Annotated in this window: 13 protein-coding genes and 2 tRNA genes; 7 read left to right on the forward strand and 8 right to left on the reverse strand. The window is 41.8% G+C overall.

The genetic code is table 11. The features are described 5' to 3' along the window. Complete coding sequence (locus ACZ45G_RS19275; protein WP_464172126.1) at window positions 1–1,413, reverse strand: HD-GYP domain-containing protein; 1,413 nt, start codon at window positions 1,411–1,413, stop codon at window positions 1–3. Between the two features lie 711 nt (window positions 1,414–2,124). On the opposite strand from ACZ45G_RS19275, the gene ACZ45G_RS19280 reads away from it, so the two are divergent. The 3 genes from ACZ45G_RS19280 to ACZ45G_RS19290 all read left to right on the forward strand — a co-directional run bounded on the left by ACZ45G_RS19280 (window position 2,125) and on the right by ACZ45G_RS19290 (window position 6,185). Continuing rightward, a complete protein-coding gene (locus tag ACZ45G_RS19280; RefSeq protein ID WP_464172127.1) occupies window positions 2,125–3,777 on the forward strand; it encodes an HDOD domain-containing protein in 1,653 nt (550 codons plus the stop codon). A gap of 154 nt (window positions 3,778–3,931) precedes the next feature. Then, window positions 3,932–5,044: an adenylate/guanylate cyclase domain-containing protein gene (locus tag ACZ45G_RS19285; RefSeq protein ID WP_464172128.1), complete on the forward strand. Its 1,113-nt coding sequence runs from the start codon at window positions 3,932–3,934 to the stop codon at window positions 5,042–5,044. Window positions 5,045–5,126: 82 nt separating this feature from the next. Continuing rightward, the gene (locus ACZ45G_RS19290; RefSeq protein ID WP_464172129.1) at window positions 5,127–6,185 is read left to right on the forward strand and encodes an HDOD domain-containing protein; all 1,059 of its coding nucleotides are present in this window, start codon (window positions 5,127–5,129) and stop codon (window positions 6,183–6,185) included. Window positions 6,186–6,203: 18 nt separating this feature from the next. On the opposite strand, the gene ACZ45G_RS19295 is transcribed toward ACZ45G_RS19290, so the two are convergent. The 3 genes from ACZ45G_RS19295 to tadA form a co-directional block, all read right to left on the reverse strand. After that, window positions 6,204–6,280 (reverse strand) — tRNA-Pro (locus ACZ45G_RS19295). A gap of 45 nt (window positions 6,281–6,325) precedes the next feature. Then, complete coding sequence (locus ACZ45G_RS19300; protein WP_464172130.1) at window positions 6,326–7,612, reverse strand: adenylosuccinate synthase; 1,287 nt, start codon at window positions 7,610–7,612, stop codon at window positions 6,326–6,328. Continuing rightward, window positions 7,612–8,067, reverse strand: coding sequence for a tRNA adenosine(34) deaminase TadA (gene tadA, locus ACZ45G_RS19305; RefSeq protein WP_464172131.1), 456 nt, complete (start codon window positions 8,065–8,067; stop codon window positions 7,612–7,614). The genes ACZ45G_RS19300 and tadA overlap by 1 nt, the downstream gene beginning before the upstream one ends. Window positions 8,068–8,552: 485 nt before the next feature. Here tadA and ACZ45G_RS19310 point away from each other — a divergent pair. The 4 genes from ACZ45G_RS19310 (at window position 8,553) to ACZ45G_RS19325 (ending at window position 10,676) form a co-directional block, all read left to right on the forward strand. Further along, a tRNA-Arg gene (locus ACZ45G_RS19310) sits at window positions 8,553–8,629 on the forward strand. A gap of 264 nt (window positions 8,630–8,893) precedes the next feature. Beyond that, window positions 8,894–9,694, forward strand: a complete 801-nt coding sequence (locus ACZ45G_RS19315; protein ID WP_464172132.1) for a hypothetical protein — start codon at window positions 8,894–8,896, stop codon at window positions 9,692–9,694. Window positions 9,695–9,724: 30 nt separating this feature from the next. Beyond that, complete coding sequence (locus ACZ45G_RS19320) at window positions 9,725–10,213, forward strand: type II secretion system protein (RefSeq protein WP_464172133.1); 489 nt, start codon at window positions 9,725–9,727, stop codon at window positions 10,211–10,213. A gap of 223 nt (window positions 10,214–10,436) precedes the next feature. After that, window positions 10,437–10,676, forward strand: coding sequence for a hypothetical protein (locus ACZ45G_RS19325; RefSeq protein WP_464172134.1), 240 nt, complete (start codon window positions 10,437–10,439; stop codon window positions 10,674–10,676). A 74-nt stretch (window positions 10,677–10,750) separates the two neighbouring features. On the opposite strand, the gene ACZ45G_RS19330 is transcribed toward ACZ45G_RS19325, so the two are convergent. The 4 genes from ACZ45G_RS19330 to rseP form a co-directional block, all read right to left on the reverse strand. Then, complete coding sequence (locus ACZ45G_RS19330) at window positions 10,751–11,434, reverse strand: DUF554 domain-containing protein (RefSeq protein WP_464172135.1); 684 nt, start codon at window positions 11,432–11,434, stop codon at window positions 10,751–10,753. 34 nt (window positions 11,435–11,468) lie between these two features. Beyond that, a complete protein-coding gene (locus ACZ45G_RS19335; protein WP_464172136.1) occupies window positions 11,469–12,293 on the reverse strand; it encodes a phosphoribosylformylglycinamidine synthase subunit PurQ in 825 nt (274 codons plus the stop codon). After that, complete coding sequence (locus ACZ45G_RS19340; RefSeq protein WP_464172137.1) at window positions 12,290–15,301, reverse strand: AIR synthase-related protein; 3,012 nt, start codon at window positions 15,299–15,301, stop codon at window positions 12,290–12,292. Before ACZ45G_RS19340 ends, ACZ45G_RS19335 begins: the two co-directional genes overlap by 4 nt. 102 nt (window positions 15,302–15,403) lie before the next feature. Then, window positions 15,404–16,471, reverse strand: coding sequence for an RIP metalloprotease RseP (gene rseP / locus ACZ45G_RS19345; RefSeq protein ID WP_464172138.1), 1,068 nt, complete (start codon window positions 16,469–16,471; stop codon window positions 15,404–15,406). Window positions 16,472–16,479: the final 8 nt, after the last annotated feature.

Genomic DNA, 16,479 nt, shown 5'->3' on the forward strand with positions numbered 1-16,479 from the left:
TTACGCAGTTCTTATTATGTTTTTTATATAAGAAGGGAGAATCGTATATACGTCTTTAGGTGTTTTTAAGCTTTTTCGGTTATCAATCAGCCGTGCTGGATCGCTCTCTTGTGCACTGATAATAAACGGATCAGGTTTACGGGTTAAGGTATTTTCCTGTTCATCCGTGAAGGGAACCACAAAAGGTCCTTTGCTGTCCAGCACATATGCCATTTGTCCATTTCGCAAAAACAAAATGCTGCCGGGTGGGTAGATGCCGATGCTTTTTACAAATGAATGAAGGATATATTGAAGCATTTTGTCTTTTTTTGCATAGGTTCTAAAGAGTTTTGTCACGACACTGATTGGGCTAATCGCTTCTTTGTAACATCTTTTGGATGTCATGGCATCATAGATATCCGCTAGTTTACAAATCCTTACATAAAGGGGAATCTGGGTATGCTTTATATCAAGAGGATAACAGTTCTCTTCTCCCTCATATAAAGAAGCATGGTGGTAATAAATAATATTTTTAATCGCTGAACTTTTTATTCGATTTTTTTCAAGGAGTTGTGCACCATATTCATAGGAATGCTTTTGGACTTCAGTAAACTCTTCTTTTGTTAAACCGCTCTGTTTATTTAAAATGTCATCGCTAACCATAACCTTTCCAAGATCATGGAGAAAAAAACCAAGAGAAATATCCCTGAGCTCATCCGGATAATAACAGTAAAAAAAATTTTGTTGGGGTTCACTCTTTCGTTCAAACGGGGTGTAATGATCAGACCTGTTATCCCTAAGAAGGTCTGAAACTGTATTTGAAAAATAGGTATTAAACCTGTTCAAAACAGCGGTTCCTATGGCACAGACATTGATTGAATGGTTATACAGATAATCGTCATAGGAAAATATTTCCTGGGTCAGATAGGAAAAGGGGTTATCCCCAATTGTCAAAAATTCAATGAGGACAGAAACATTCGCTTCGACTTCATCAAAATCAAATTGCCCCCCCGTCGCTTTTATTTCCGCTATAACCTTTTTAATACTCTTTTTTGCTTCGTTGTATTTCAAAGAGGCCTGTTTTTTAATTTCTTCAATTTCAACCAGCTTCATTTCAATTTCATTGGTTGCGATATCTGGAAAAATAGAATCGCCTGTTTGGGAATCAACAGCCGGGATACTCTCCAACTCATCTGAATTGATCGTGACTAAATTACCATGGCCATCCAATAGACAGCCATCTAAAGCGGTATCAATGGAGACCGAGTATAGGCCGGCCTCTCTTAAAATTTCAAGGGTTCTTACTTTTTCAACAAGAACATCCCTGGCCAGGAGCAAAACACCATTTGGGCTGTATACATCCACGCCAGTCTTAACTTTACCATGAGCTGCAACAATGTCTATGAGGTTATCAATAGATATTTTTGTATTCATTCCCAGCACCTTTAAATACTTCATGGTTGACGTATTTTTTATTCTTAAGCACTTAATAGAGAAAAAAGAATTTTGCAATAGGTAAAAGCACTTAATTTTCAATGGGTGAACTAATCATTATGACGCCTATAGCGAACTTTTATAGAGAGCCTGGTATAACAGACAGATATAAAAAAATAGCGAATGGATAGGGGGCAATTGATTTGCTTGACAAAACCCGGTAAATCAGATTATTCAATATCTGATGTTTATTAAGGGGTATCGTTAATAGTTGATTTTGGAAACAAATTAAATCATGATACACCGATTGCATGTTTCCATTAAGGACAAGTTGTTTTTACTTATTTATTGGCTGTTAATCGCCCCCATAATTTAAAACGAAAAATAAAATGAAGGTAATTAGACTCATCCTTGTCGAATTGATACCATTCCCAATTGTTATAAATACCTATTGCATCAAATGTTAATTAACGTTAATTAAATTAAAGAATGAAAGAACTCATATACAGAATAATATTTAAAAAATTGTATTCAAAAAATACCAATGATTTTATTGAATATATTTCCAGCGAATTTAATTTTTCAAAAAAAAAAGCTGAGCTGATATTAAAGTCACCCCCTGCCGTTTTATGTGAAAATCCCTCTAAAAATATTATAAAAACAGCTTTGAAAAACCTTGAGGCTCTGGGTGCGAGGGTGTCCGTCCACAGGGTGATCAAAGATAAAAGACTCTCTTTTTATATCGACCAATGGCAGCTGAAATGGATTTCAAAATTATTAAACATGACCCTCCGGGCCGGCGTCGATTCAGCCCTCCTGTATATAATTGTCTTGCCTAAAAACAAAGGCGAGGAGTTGATTCCTTTGACAGGAAAAGAAAATGATCTCGAAAAAGAATTCCGAGAAAGTGATTCAGTCTATGCCATTGATGACAATAAAATTTTATTTCTTGGATTCACAACAGATGAGAACGGCATAGAGATAGTGATTCCAAAAATATCAAAAAATATCAAAAACATTGTCCAGAAAGATGTTATCATCAGGATCGGTCACGCCATTTTCCCAAGGGACGGGTATTCTTTTTATGAATTGATTCATGTTATTCAAAAAAAACTTGATGCCTATGCCACCCCCAAAAAAGGATTAGAGCTGCTTTCTTTGGACAAAAAATCGCAGGAAAAATCAAAATTCAACCATAACAACCTTCCGATAAAAAACAGCAGTTACAGCAATATTTTTAATGACGCCCGGGGATCGCTCTTCAGTAAATTAATCACAATGGACCTGGAATTATTATGGGACGGGCTGCACGAGCTTTCCCTTGCCGATCAGACACGCTTTTGTTTAAGACTTCCCTATAATGTTCCTCTGACAAACATACTGGCAGAAAAAATAAAAAATAAGACACCTTCTAAAAAAAAAGGGATTGATGTTAAAAAGTGGATAGAAAATCTTATCCCCACAATGGATTTTGAAAAAAACCTGACTGAAAGGAAAAAAAAACAAGCAGCTGTCATTGCAAAAATAAACAGGCTTGAATCTCTTTCGACGATTCCCTCAGTCGCTATGCAGATTTATAATGTTGCCATAGATCCGAAATCTGGAATTGATGACATTCAAGAGATCATACAACTGGATCAGGTTATGACCTTAAAAATCCTCAAACTGGTAAACTCTTCGTTCTACGGTTTGTCCCAGAGAATCAATTCAGTGAAGGAAGCGGTCATCATTCTTGGGACGGATGAGATAACAAATATGGCGTTTGGTTTGAGCCTTTCTGCCTCTTTTAAAGGACCCGGTTTAGAGGGATTGATTGAACCTAAAACACTTTGGAGACATTCGGTTGAAACAGCTTTGATTGGCAAATATCTTTGCCGCGAAAAGAAAGCTCTTGCAGACCAAGGAATTTTTGCCGCCTGTATTCTCCATGATTTTGGCAAACTGTTTTTGATTGAAAATTTCCCAGATAAATATCGAAAAATTTTTGAACTCTCCAGAGAAATGCAGTTGCCAATATATGACCTTGAAGAAGAGGTCTTTGGATATAACCATGGTGTTATAAGCGGCATTATTGCCAGAAAATGGAATTTACCTGAATCCCTGATCCAGGCGATATCCTTCCATCATCATCCTTCATCGTCGGAAAGTCATGCTGATTTGGCCGCCATTATCGGTTTTGCAAATTACCTTTGCAGTATTGATGACCAAAAGCATTCGTCCAAAATAACGCTTCTGTTAAAAGACCACCTGGATATCCTGGAATCCGTATTTGATGATTTTACGATTAATTCCATTGAACGAGAGGTGGAAAACTCAAAAACTATTATCCAAGATAATAAAGCAATTTTTTCTTTATTATCTTGACATAGATAAGGCTATCATGGCAGACAATATATACAAACTAAACCCGCTGAACCCAACTCATCCTGAATTATTCAGGAAAAATTTTCTTTCCCTCCAAAAAAAATATGAAGAAAAAATAGATGAGTTATCAATATTAAAGGAGATGGTTGAGTCAATGAAATCAATTGACTTAACGGATCCTGATTTGGTCTGGCGTCAACAGCTCGACTGCCTGATTAAATACAAGAATCTATCCGGAGCGGTTTTTTATTTGTTTAAAGATTTTCAAAACAAAAAAGAAAACTATATATCCGCAAGTTTTGATACGGGCATCAACTATTCCTTTCTAAAAAATTCCAAACTCTTAAAAAAAATTATCAACGAGAAAAAAAATATCCTCATCGATAATCTTGAGGAGTGGGAGGATTGTATTCAACTTACCGGGTCTCTGTACGCACTGCCGGTTGTTTCAGGGGATGAATTCCATGGTGCGCTTATTTTGTTCAACGATAAAAAATACGGTTTTAAGAATGAAGATCGTTTTTTTTACGCCATCGTCCGGGATCATTTAATGAATACCATCACATTCAGAAGATTTTATTCTGACAAAATAAAGGAAGAAAAACATATTTTCCAGTTTTCCAGGTTTTTTTCCAAAGATGTTGTCAAAACAATATTAAAAAGCGGCAGCCCAAAGCTAGGAGGAGAAAAAAAAAGAGCTTGCGTGATTTTTGCAGACTTAGAAGGCTTCACCTCTCTTTCCGAGAAGACCACACCAGAAGAGGTTGTTGAGATCTTAAATTATTTTTTTTCTTCGATGATTCCAATTGTTTTCAAAAATAAGGGAACCCTTGATAAACTTATGGGGGATTGCATCATGGCTATTTTCGGAGCACCTATTGATGATAGGAGATGCAGTTTTCAGGCGGTCACAACAACGCTTCAGATGTTTGAAGCGTTTCACGTGTTTAAACAGGAGATAGGCGAAAGGTACCGTCATTTAAAAATGAGTGTCGGCATAAATTCAGGAGATTTAATTGCCGGATTCCTGGGCTCAGAAAATCACATGAACTATACCGTCATAGGAGATACCGTAAACTCCTCCCAGAGACTTCAATCCATTGCAAACGGCAACCAGATATACCTCTCAAAAACAGTATATAATGACATAGAACCGGATATTGAGCAGTTTAAAAACATTCAAAGTATTAAATCCCTCGGAAGATTAAAAGTAAAAGGCAAAAAAAAATTTTTAGATGTCTACAGAATCATTCCGGAAATTTGTTGACACTCAATTTACGTTTGATGTGATGCTAACTAAATTTGTATATAGCGGTATTTCACGATGTTTTCAATAAAGGATAGGGAATATGAAAAATCAGGAAGGCACTCAGGAGACTGTAACCTTTGGAAAAGATATCACCTTTGATATTTTAAACTCTGATATAAAAGTACCGCCCATGCCTACCAATGGTTCAAAGCTCATGTCAATGGCCCAGGAACCATTAAAAAATATCGATATTTCAGAATTTTGCAAATTGATTGAACCGGATCCAGGCCTTTTTTCAATGGTTTTACAACTGGCAAATTCTCCTTTTTACAGGGGAGTAGATGAAATTGTCAGCCTGCGCAGTGCCATTACGAGAATTGGTCTCGAGGAGGCCATTAATTCTGTTAATCTTTATTTTTTACAAAGATTTCTTCCAAATTTATCTGAGCTCCATGGCTTTTCCGCAAAAGATTACTGGGCGTTCTCCTGGGCTTGCGCAATGGCAGGCAGACGACTCGGGCACCCAAATCTAACGACAAATACCCTGCCGGGAGAACTCTATATCACAGGACTGCTTCATGGTATTGGAAAATTGATTCTGGCCATTCATCATTCCAGGGAATTTTTTATGTGCATCGAAAAGGCCAGAACACATAAACTGCCGTTGCACACCGTATTTCTCGATGAATTGGGCACCACAGACAATATGATTGCAGCAAAGCTAATGACTGCCTGGAACCTGCCTTCCCGAATTTGCAATGCTGTCGAGTTTTATCAGGACCCAGGCGCCGCCCCAAAAGAATATAGAGAAATAGCCGGATTGACCCAATTGGCTTACAAAATTGCCGCAATTTCACAAATTGGCAGCAATGGGGACGGGATCCTTATGGATCTTGAATCCACTTGGATTTTAGGACAAGCAGACAGTCCACTGGCAAAAAAAGAGTTCCAGCAAGGGATTGTTAAAGAAATACTGACCACACTGGGGGAAAAATCGGAAAGCATAACCGGTGTGTCTCCCCCAGGGGAAAAAACGCCTTCCAAGCCGAAACCTTCTCCGGACCGCCAGTCCCATCCTGCCGCATTAAACAATAGGGGCTCAAACGTCCCCAAAAATGGAATAACAAGATGGATTAAGTCGTTATTCCATTCCAAATAACGACTTCAGGAAATTAAATGGTCGGGATGAGAGGATTTGAACCTCCGACCCCAGCGTCCCGAACGCTGTGCTCTACCAGACTGAGCCACATCCCGACTGTAAGACGTTATTAGATATATTATAATTATGTGAAAGTCAATTTAGAAAATATTTTCTTTTATGATGGTGGCTTCCCTTCCAGGTCCCACGGACACAATTTTTATGGGGACATTTGCCAGCGCTACCACCCTGTCCAGGTATTTCTTCCCATTTTCCGGCAAATCCTTATATTCAGTTGTCGTAGATGTGTCCTGTTTCCACCCCGGATGGGTTTCATACACGGGGGTACACTGTTCTAAAATTTTGATTTCCGGTGGGAAATCATGAATAATTTCTCCCTGGTACTCATAGCCGGTACAAATTTTTATTTCATCCAGATCGTCCAAAACATCCAGCTTGGTAATGGCAAGTCCGGTAAGGCTGTTCAAACGGACGGCATTCCTTAGGACAACCATGTCCAGCCAGCCGCATCTTCTTTTCCGTCCAGTGGTGGCACCAAATTCCGATCCGGTTTTTTGTATTTTGTCGCCGATTTCATCAAAAAGCTCAGTGGGAAAAGGACCGGCTCCTACCCGCGTGGTATAAGCTTTTACAATACCAATTATTTCATTCAGGTTCCCCGGGCCGACACCAGATCCATTTGCTGCATTTCCTGCTACGGTTGAAGAAGAGGTAACAAAGGGATAGGTCCCATGCTCAATGTCCAGGTGGGTTCCCTGGGCCCCTTCAAACAAAATTGTTTTGCCAGCATTAATCCCCTCATACAATGCAACCGATACATCGTCAATATAGGGAAGAAGCCGGTCTCTGATCTTAAGGATCTGGTCAATAACCAGATCCAGGTCAATGGTATCGACCTTAAAATAATGTTTCAGGTAAAAGTTCTTTTCTTCCAGAATGATTGCGACTCTTTCTTTAAAAAGGTCCAAATCCAGAAGGTCGCAGAACCGGATACCCCGCCGGGTGGCCTTATCCTCATAGCAGGGGCCTATTCCCCGGCCCGTGGTACCGATTTTATTTTTTCCTTTTTTTTCTTCCCGGGCTTTGTCTATTTCCTGGTGATAGGGCATGATGATATGTGCCCGGTTGCTTACTTTGAGCATTTCCGGAGAAACATCAATATTATTTGCGATCAAATAATCAATTTCATCCAGCAGGACAAAGGGATCCACCACCACGCCATTTCCGATAAAACATTTTTTTTGCTGGATAATGCCGGAAGGGATGAGATGACTGATGATTTCCTTTCCATTCACAACCATGGTATGACCGGCGTTGTTGCCACCCTGAAATCTGACAACATAATCTGCATGTTCGCTCAGCAGGTCCACTATTTTCCCTTTACCTTCATCTCCCCATTGGGTTCCCACAACTACTGTATTTGCCACTATTTACTCCTTTTATTCATAAAAAAATTTTTTATGATTTGTCTTGTCTCGTCTTCACACACCCCGGACTTAATCTCAGGGCGGTGATTTAATCGATGATCAGATGCCATAGCATATAAGGAGAGCACAGCCCCCCATTTGGGATCAGATGCCCCGAATACAACTCGCTTTATTCTCGCATGGATAATAGCGCCCATACACATGATACAAGGTTCAATGGTCACATACAAAGTTGTCTGTGTCAGCCGGTAGTTGTTTAGCCTTTTTGATGCCATTCGCAGGGCATTGATTTCAGCATGGCTTGTGGGGTCGTTGGTTGAAATGGGCCGGTTAAAACCCTGCCCAATCACCTGGTGATGTTCATCCACAATGACAGCTCCCACTGGAACCTCATCCATCTCTTCTGCTTTTTGCGCCTCCTCTAAAGCAAGCATCATGTAAAATTCATCATTCATATTCCAACCTATACTTATATAAGTCTTTTTTCCCGAGGTCAAATAATTTTCAAAATTCAAGGTTTCCCCGATTAAATTTCATGGGATAAATTGATCTCTGTTTATAATCCTTTGAAATTTGGCATATTTTTTTTTTGAATGCAAACAAAATAAGGCAATAAATCCATGAAAATCATCAGATCCTGCATTAACCGAAAAACCGTCATAAATCAAAAACAAAAAACATTGGCACCCTCTTTAGAACCATGAACAAAAAACGACGAACAATTGGGGAACCCAGGGATATGTGGATAAAATGTTCCGAATGGAGTTCTGTTAATCTTGATATCAAAAATCGGTGTTTTTGAGCAATATTCAAGTAATTAGATGTGTGTGTTTATATTTTTTTAAACTAATGCCCGGCAACAGCACCATAATTTAAACAGTTACAAACAATAAAACTTGAAATCCTTGAACAACCCTGGTATATACTCTGGGTTGTTTGCGCGCCTGTAGCTCAGCTGGATAGAGTACCTGACTACGAATCAGGGGGTCGGCGGTTCGAATCTGTCCAGGCGCACCACCAACGATAAGGGTCTTCGGCTTAAGCCACTGACCCTTTTCATTTTTTCTCCTTTTCATCTATCTTTAGATTTAAGCATTTTTTTTCAACCCACGTTAAATAGATACAAAAATTGTCACCCATAGAGCTTTTTTTTATACTTTCAAGCATCTGCTGATATTGGATGAACACGTCAAAAAAAACGGCTGGGTAAGGCCTCGGTAAAATTTTGACATATGGTATGTTTTTTGCTTAATCCATAATTAATTCAATAATGGAGGTTTTATGAATGCAAAAAATGTAATCTTGTTTTTAATTGTGATCCTGGCAATCGTTGGAGGTCTTTATTTAATTCAGGATAAAAAACAAAACAATGAACTGACCGCCCACAATATGCAAAGGTTCAAACAAATCACAAAGATTGCAGAAAAAAGCAGTCATGCTGGTTTGCTTGAAATGGCTTCTGCGCTAAATAAATTCCATCAAATAAAGGGACATTATCCGGACAAGCTTATGGGCCTTTATCCTGAATTCATCCCGGATAAATCTTTTATTTCAACCCTTAAATGGAAATACTCTCCTGAAAACGGAAGTTATCTTTTGCAAAAGAATGTGGAGGGTGAACAAAGATTCTCCTCAATAGGGCCTAACCTGAAATTAAAAACAGGGAACCCTAAAAATCGGATTGTTTCTGCTAATGCCCCTCAAAATAAACAATTTTTAAAAAAAACAGACACTCCTAAACACCCAAAAATAAAACTTGATATCAAAAACAAAGCGACACTCGATGACTTGAAAAGGGTGGTATCATCAAAAAAAATAAAACCGGTTGGGAATTTGAAAATAAATAATAAAATTAAAACTTCCAAGCCAAAGCAATCCTTGAGCAGTTTTAAAAAAGATCTGGGTAGAGATGAAAAATTTCTGCTTTCATTTGATGATACTCGGTTCTACATTTGGAAAGGCAAAAATGGCTTTATCGGATTTAGTGACACTCAATATCCGGATGAAAAAGAATTTTCTATATACCGGGACAAAGGTTGGTTTGAGTACACTGATTACCAGAATTCCAGTATTAAAGATTAGGTAGGAATAAATGAGAAAAGGTAGGATCAAATGAATTTATTTAAAGGAAACATAAAAACCTCCTTAAAAGATACAAGCGGATTTACATTCGTTGAATTGATGATAATCATCGCTATAATTAGTGTGTTGGCATCAATTGCCATGTTTAACTATATGCCCATGAGGGCAAAGGCTATGGATTCTGCAGCCATGTCAGATGCCCGTAATCTAGTGAATAGTATCACGAATGCAGCCATGAGCAATGAAGACATTGACTATACTAAGATTAATACAGGCGGAGCTGTCGGAGGGATGGATTCGGCAGGAAATCCGAGAAGTCCGATTTTTGTATTATCTCAGGGTGTTGCAGCATCAATTGTTGGAGATAGCAATCAGGGGGCCAGTGGTAATGCGACACTTTTTTTTGCAACCATTTATCATACGGGTGGAACCTCTGATCCGGCAAGTGCAAGCGGCAGAAAAGAATATTCCTGTATTGTTGACGAAATTGCTGGAACCACTATGGTGACAGGTTTTTAACTATGGTTTAAAAATACAATAAGGCTGTCAACCATGATGGGAAAACTTTAAATATGACAAAACTCCTTTTTTTATTAGGCAAGACAAACTTTTTTTCATCAATCCCTTGAAAAAGAGTTTCATGATGTTTATCCTTTAATACACGAACAAAGACTTTGCTTCCATAATAAAGCAAAGGTGTTCATTGAAGGTTTTAACTACACTATTATAAAGGAGCCAGAATATGAAAGATAGAGCACTGAGAAGGCACCAGACAACAAAAGCTAAAAATAGAGTTGAAAAGACTTATAATAGTTGCATTGAAGAACTCTCCAGCGCAGACCGGGAAGATGTTGAAGGTAAGGTTGAGAAACTAAAAAAAGTCTGTGCATCCCCCTATTCCGAGGAACATGACAGGAGTTTGGGGCATAAGACCCTTCAGGAACGCAAACACGATATCACCATGAGAGAACAAACACGCTAAAGCTGATAATTAATAACGCCCCGGAACCATTTGAACTCCGGGGCGTTTTTTTTATGTTCGTATCCTTGGGAAAATTAAAACAACTGGCAAATCAGGTAATAAATCAGGGGGAGAAAGATTGCCGGAAGCATATTGCCCACCTTTATCTTTTTTTCCCGGAGCATATTCAGGCCCAGGGCCAGGATCAAAAGACCGCCCGTACCTGACATCTGGCTAACCACAGCAGGTATCAGCAATGGTTTTAATACCCCTGCCATTAAGGTAATTCCCCCCTGGTAGATCAGAACCGGCACAGCGGAAAACATCACCCCAATCCCTAAGGAAGAGGTCAGAATAATCCCGGAGATCCCATCCAGGCAGGCCTTGGCAAAAAGGGTGTCGTGGTTTCCGGTGAGTCCGCTTTCAAGGGAGCCCACAATGGCCATGGATCCCACACAATACAATAAAGCGGCCGTGACAAAACCGGTTGAAAACCCTTTGGAATTTTTGAATAATTTTGTTTCCAAAAAATTACCCAATTTGTCCAGGTAGGATTCAATACCGATGAACTCGCCCAGAACAGAACCAACAGCCAAACTGATTATAATAATAAGAAGATCATCGCACCCAAGCGCACTTTTGATCCCCACCAAAATAACGGCAAGCCCGATGGCCTGCATCACGGTTTGATTATATTTTTCAGGAATCCCGTTTTTAAACAAAATTCCCACAAGACTGCCGCAGATAATGGCCAAGCAGTTGACAAGGGTTCCCAGCACGTTGATTCAGGCTCCGTTTAAAAGATTGGGCAATTTAAAAAAAAGTAGCGTGGATGTAATCAACCCCGTTTTTAAACAAGCGGACACCGACTGTCAACCCCTTCTCCATTGTCTCTCCCCGGCGTTTTCGTTGTTCTTTTTCCCGGGTCCAGTCCGGATGATTTGTAAAATGATTATAGCCTTCCGGATGGGGCATGAGCCCGAAGATTCGACCGGTCGGATCACAGATGCCGGCAATATCTTCCATGGACCCATTGGGATTTAAGGGAAAAGTGCCCTTTGCAAGCGCTCCTTTGCTGTCGGCATATTGGAAAACCACCTGGTTATTGGCGAGAAGTTGCGCAATCACCTTTGGATCTGCAATCACCTTGCCCTCCCCGTGGCGAATGGGATAATCGGCCAGATCAATTCCTCGGGAAAAGACACAGGGGCTCTCTTCATTGCCGGCCAGATGAACCCATTGATCCCGAAAATTTCCGCAGTCATTAAAGGTAATGGCGACGGACCGCTTGGTATAGTCTCCCCCAAGACCCGGCAAAAGACCAAGGTTTACAAGGGCCTGGAATCCGTTACAGATCCCGACAACCAATTTTCCTTCTCGAACGAACGAGAGCAAATCAGCGCCAATATGGTTTTTAAGTTTCAATGCCTGGATCACACCGGCACCATGGTCATCCCCCCAGGAGAATCCACCGCCAAGGGCAAGGATATGATAATCTGATAATTTTTCCTTGCCGGAAACCAGTGAATTGATATGGACCCTATGGGACTCAGCTCCGGCCAGTTCAAAGGCCAAAGCAGTTTCAGTATCGCAATTCAAGCCAAAACCGGTTAAAATAAGCGCTTTAACCTTTTTCATATATAATCTCCAAAGGTCTTGTTAAATGCCGCACCAAGGGCATCACAAGACAGATTAACAAGGGATTTTTTATCCTGGCCGTCTATTTTTAAACAGGTATGATTGTCTGTGACAATCCCCACACAACTGACAGGAAGTCCTTTACACAATTTTTCAAATACAGATTTGTTTTCAGGCGCTACCGTTAGAACAAACCGCCCGGCAGACTCTGAGAACAGGAGGATCTCATCTGTTAGATCCTTTTTGGAATCATTGGCGAGGGGAAAACCGGCCAGATCAATCTCCATACCAAGTCCCCCGGCCATTGCCATAAGGCCCAAATGCACCCCAAGCCCCCCCCTTGCCACGGCATGGCAGGAAGCGACAAGCTCTCGATCAATGGATTTTTCCAAAACTTTATAGCAAATTTTATTGGCATCAAAATCTACTATGGGGATGTTTTTTCCGGTTTTGCCGAATAAATCGTAATATTCAGATGCGCCCAACTCATTTTTTGTTGCCCCCATGACATAGACAAAATCGCCGGTCACCTTGGGGTCCATGGTCACACATTTTGAGATATCATCCAAAACTGAAGTGGCTGAAAACTGAACCGTCTCAAGGGCAGACACCTTGACCCGTTCACCAAATTGCCCCTCAAGGTGGCCATCCACATACATGCTGTCCTTGCCCGAAAGCAAGGGAATTTTATAGGCCATACAGGTATCTTTCAGGGCCCAACAGGCCCGGACCAGCTGGGCCGCCTTGAATTTACCGTCGGGATTTTTCTTTTCGTCAAACCCGATATTGGGCCAGCAAAAATTATCCACCCCCCCGATATGGTCAAAGGAGCCGCCAACGGCCATGAGGCGTCGAACCGCTTCATCAATAGTGCAAGCCATCATGTGATAGGCATCAATCTTCGAGTACCAGGGCAGAAGACTCTGGGAAAAGGCAAGCCCCTTGTCAGATGTCAAAACAGGACGCGTCACCGAAGCGTCGGAAGGGATATTGTGAAGAACCCCCACCAGGGGTTTGACCACTGAACCGCCCTGGACCTCATGGTCATACTGCCTTAAAATCCATTCCTTGGAACAGATATTGGGCCGGGCCAGCATCTGGGTCAATACCCCATTAAAATCTAAAGGCGTGCTGATAACCGGTTCTGTGAGCCCCCGGGCATCCGGAGAAAGCCAGACCGCATCAAACTCCCAGGAGGGAAATCCCTTTTCAAGCAGATCCATATCCACATAGGCACAGGTTTCATCCTTATACTTGATGTGGAGTTTTCCGGTATTGGTGTATTCGCCAATCACCGTGCTTTCCACCTCATGCAACCGGGACAATTCCATGAACCTGGGCAGATTCTCGGGTGTTACCGCAATGGTCATGCGTTCCTGGGACTCGGAAATCCAGATTTCCCACATGTCCAGGCCTTCATATTTCAATGGCACCCGGTCCAGCCAGACCTCACAGCCATTGGACAGCATACCCGATTCCCCCACGGACGAAGAAAGTCCCCCGCCACCATTATCGGTGATAAAGGTGGTCAAACCTTCGTCCCTGCAGATCAAAAGAAAATCATGCATTTTTTTCTGGGTATAGGGATCTCCTATCTGAACATGTCCTGCCGGTGTATTTTCGGAGAAACTTTCCGACGAGGCCGTAACGCCGTGGATACCATCTTTGCCCACACGGCCCCCGCTCATGATGATCAATTCACCGGGGGAAGTTGTCTTTTCATGGCTGGGTTTGCCCTGAAGCAGGGCCGGCATAATCCCCAACGCCGTTACAAAAACCAGGCTTTTGCCCATATACCCCGGATCAAACAGGGTCTGGCCGAATGTGGTGGGCACCCCGCTTTTGTTCCCGCCATCCTTGACCCCTTCAATCACCCCGTCTAAAAGACGCCTGGGATGAAGGGGAGGACTCAAAGGACCATCATACCCGATATCCCCCACACAGAACCCAAAACTTCCCATGAAGAGCTTGGAACCCAGTCCCGTTCCCATAGGATCCCGGTAGACCCCGACAATACCGGTTATGGCCCCGCCATAGGCTTCCATGTTGGAAGGAGAGTTATGGGTTTCACCGGTGATCACATAATTGTTCTCATCGTCAAATTTACCCACCCCTGCATTGTCCCATAGAACAGATACCACCCAGTCTTTTTGGTCCTTAAGGGCCAGGGTAGGTTGCTGGATATAGGTCTTAAACAAAGAATTTTCCACAACATGCTCATGGGTGGAAGCGTCGGTGTATTGAAAAATACCGTTAAAGGTGTTGTGATTGCAATGGTCACTTCTGGCCTGGGAAATATATTCCAGCTCCAGGTCCGTGGGGGTGGACAACCCGACTTTTTTTCTTTCTTCAAGAACCTTTTGCTCTAGAAAATATTCCCGGATAACCGGAATATCCCGTGGGTTCAAGGCCAAATTTCTCTCATCACTGATTTGTGACAGCATCTCATCGGAATCGATGCAGATGGTTTCAAAACAGGGGGTATGGTCCAAAATCACCTTGGCCGGCTTTACATCGGCACCGATTTCTTTATTCCAGTCTTCAATGGAAAAAATTTTAAACTGCTGGATGATGGGATTGGACAACAGCTGCCTTGCCAATATTTCAACCGCTTCCCGTGTCAAGGTTTCCCCTTTCAGACAATACCGCTTTGAGGTGTAAATGCCGTCCTCCTTGCCAGGGACTTTGCCCAGAACATCACTGACCGCTTCCATGGCAGTGGCACCGGCGTTATCCTTGACGCCTGGCCGAAATCCGATCCAGATGCACCAGTCAAACTCAATATCCAAAGGCGTTAAACTGGAAACTTGTGTCACCGGATTGGTCAGGATCTCGTCCTTTACCCGATCAAGTTCTGACCTTTCCATATCTGATTCAATGGTCACCATGTGAATACACCGTGCCGATGCGATCTTGATTCCAAAGTAGGAATCTGCTTTTTTCTTTAAGGAAGATGCTTCTGCATCCCGAAGCTCTTGTTTAAGAGCAATTTCAATACATGAAATCATATTATCCACCCGATATTATCTATCTGATTTTATCTATCTGGTTTTATTAACCCGTTTTTATAAAATTGGTTTTATTAAATTGGTTTTATCAGCTTACTCGTATCAACCATTGATCATTCTAACAATATCATTATAAAAAACAAAGACCATCAATGCCACCAGCAGTGCAGCACCAAACTGAATCAGTTTTCCCCGTAATTTTTCACTGACAGATTTCCCGGTCACCGCTTCAATTCCGAAAAAAAGCAAATGCCCCCCGTCCAGAACCGGGATGGGAAACAAATTAATAATACCCAGATTGACGGACAGCAATGCTATGAACCAGGCAAAATTGACGATTCCGGCTTTGGCCTGTTCCCCTGCCATTTGGGCGATCATCAGAGGTCCGCCCAGATTGTCCGCAGAAACACTGCCAGTCACCATTTTGACCACAGACAGAATGGTCAGCTTCACAAGCCCATAGGTATCAGATATGGAACGGCCCATGGCCTGCAAGGGATTCATACTTTTATGAAAAGTCTCGCCGGTTCCCAGGATGCCAATGACATACTTGTCCACATCCTCGCCAAATACATTTTTCCCGATCCGTTTTTCAGGAACGAGTTCCACGCTGGTGATCTGTTCGCCCCGTTCAATGATAATGGTCAGTTTTTCACCATTGCCGGTACCGATGACCCGAGCAATATCTTCAAAGGACTCTATGGGATTCTGGTTAATTTCCTTGATAATATCACCGGGTTTAAGTCCTGCACCCAGAGCAGGCGTGTTTTCCAGAACCTTGCCGACAACAGGGGTGGCCATGTAGATCCCTGAAAACTGGTACAACACATAAAAGATAAACAGGGACAAAATAAAATTAAAGACAGGCCCGGCAGCCACAATGATACTCTTTTGAAGCAGCGGTTTATGGGTAAAAGACAAGGACTCGTCCCTGGGGTCAATGGTTGCTCCCGGTTCCTCTCCCACCATTTTCACATAACCACCCAGAGGGATTGCAGAAACACAATACTCGGTCCGCCCAACTTTTTTCTTTAAGAGTTTAGGGCCGAATCCCAGGGAAAACACATCGACTCCGACACCGCAAAGCCTTGCCGCTATGAAATGCCCCAATTCGTGAAAAAAAACAAGAATACCAATTACAACAACAAATGCAAGTGCAGAATGCCCCATTTAAAACC

The sequence above is a fragment of the Desulfoconvexum algidum genome (genome assembly GCF_055382125.1).

What these genes read in the sequence shown, in the direction of transcription:
- ACZ45G_RS19275 (WP_464172126.1), bottom strand. Translation starts at nt 1,413, where the DNA reads ATGAATACAAAAATATCTATTGATAACCTCATAGACATTGTTGCAGCT.
- ACZ45G_RS19285 (WP_464172128.1), top strand. Translation starts at nt 3,932, where the DNA reads ATGAAATCAATTGACTTAACGGATCCTGATTTGGTCTGGCGTCAACAG.
- ACZ45G_RS19290 (WP_464172129.1), top strand. Translation starts at nt 5,127, where the DNA reads ATGAAAAATCAGGAAGGCACTCAGGAGACTGTAACCTTTGGAAAAGAT.
- tadA (WP_464172131.1), bottom strand. Translation starts at nt 8,067, where the DNA reads ATGAATGATGAATTTTACATGATGCTTGCTTTAGAGGAGGCGCAAAAA.
- ACZ45G_RS19315 (WP_464172132.1), top strand. Translation starts at nt 8,894, where the DNA reads ATGAATGCAAAAAATGTAATCTTGTTTTTAATTGTGATCCTGGCAATC.
- ACZ45G_RS19320 (WP_464172133.1), top strand. Translation starts at nt 9,725, where the DNA reads ATGAATTTATTTAAAGGAAACATAAAAACCTCCTTAAAAGATACAAGC.
- ACZ45G_RS19325 (WP_464172134.1), top strand. Translation starts at nt 10,437, where the DNA reads ATGAAAGATAGAGCACTGAGAAGGCACCAGACAACAAAAGCTAAAAAT.
- ACZ45G_RS19335 (WP_464172136.1), bottom strand. Translation starts at nt 12,293, where the DNA reads ATGAAAAAGGTTAAAGCGCTTATTTTAACCGGTTTTGGCTTGAATTGC.
- ACZ45G_RS19340 (WP_464172137.1), bottom strand. Translation starts at nt 15,301, where the DNA reads ATGATTTCATGTATTGAAATTGCTCTTAAACAAGAGCTTCGGGATGCA.
- rseP (WP_464172138.1), bottom strand. Translation starts at nt 16,471, where the DNA reads ATGGGGCATTCTGCACTTGCATTTGTTGTTGTAATTGGTATTCTTGTT.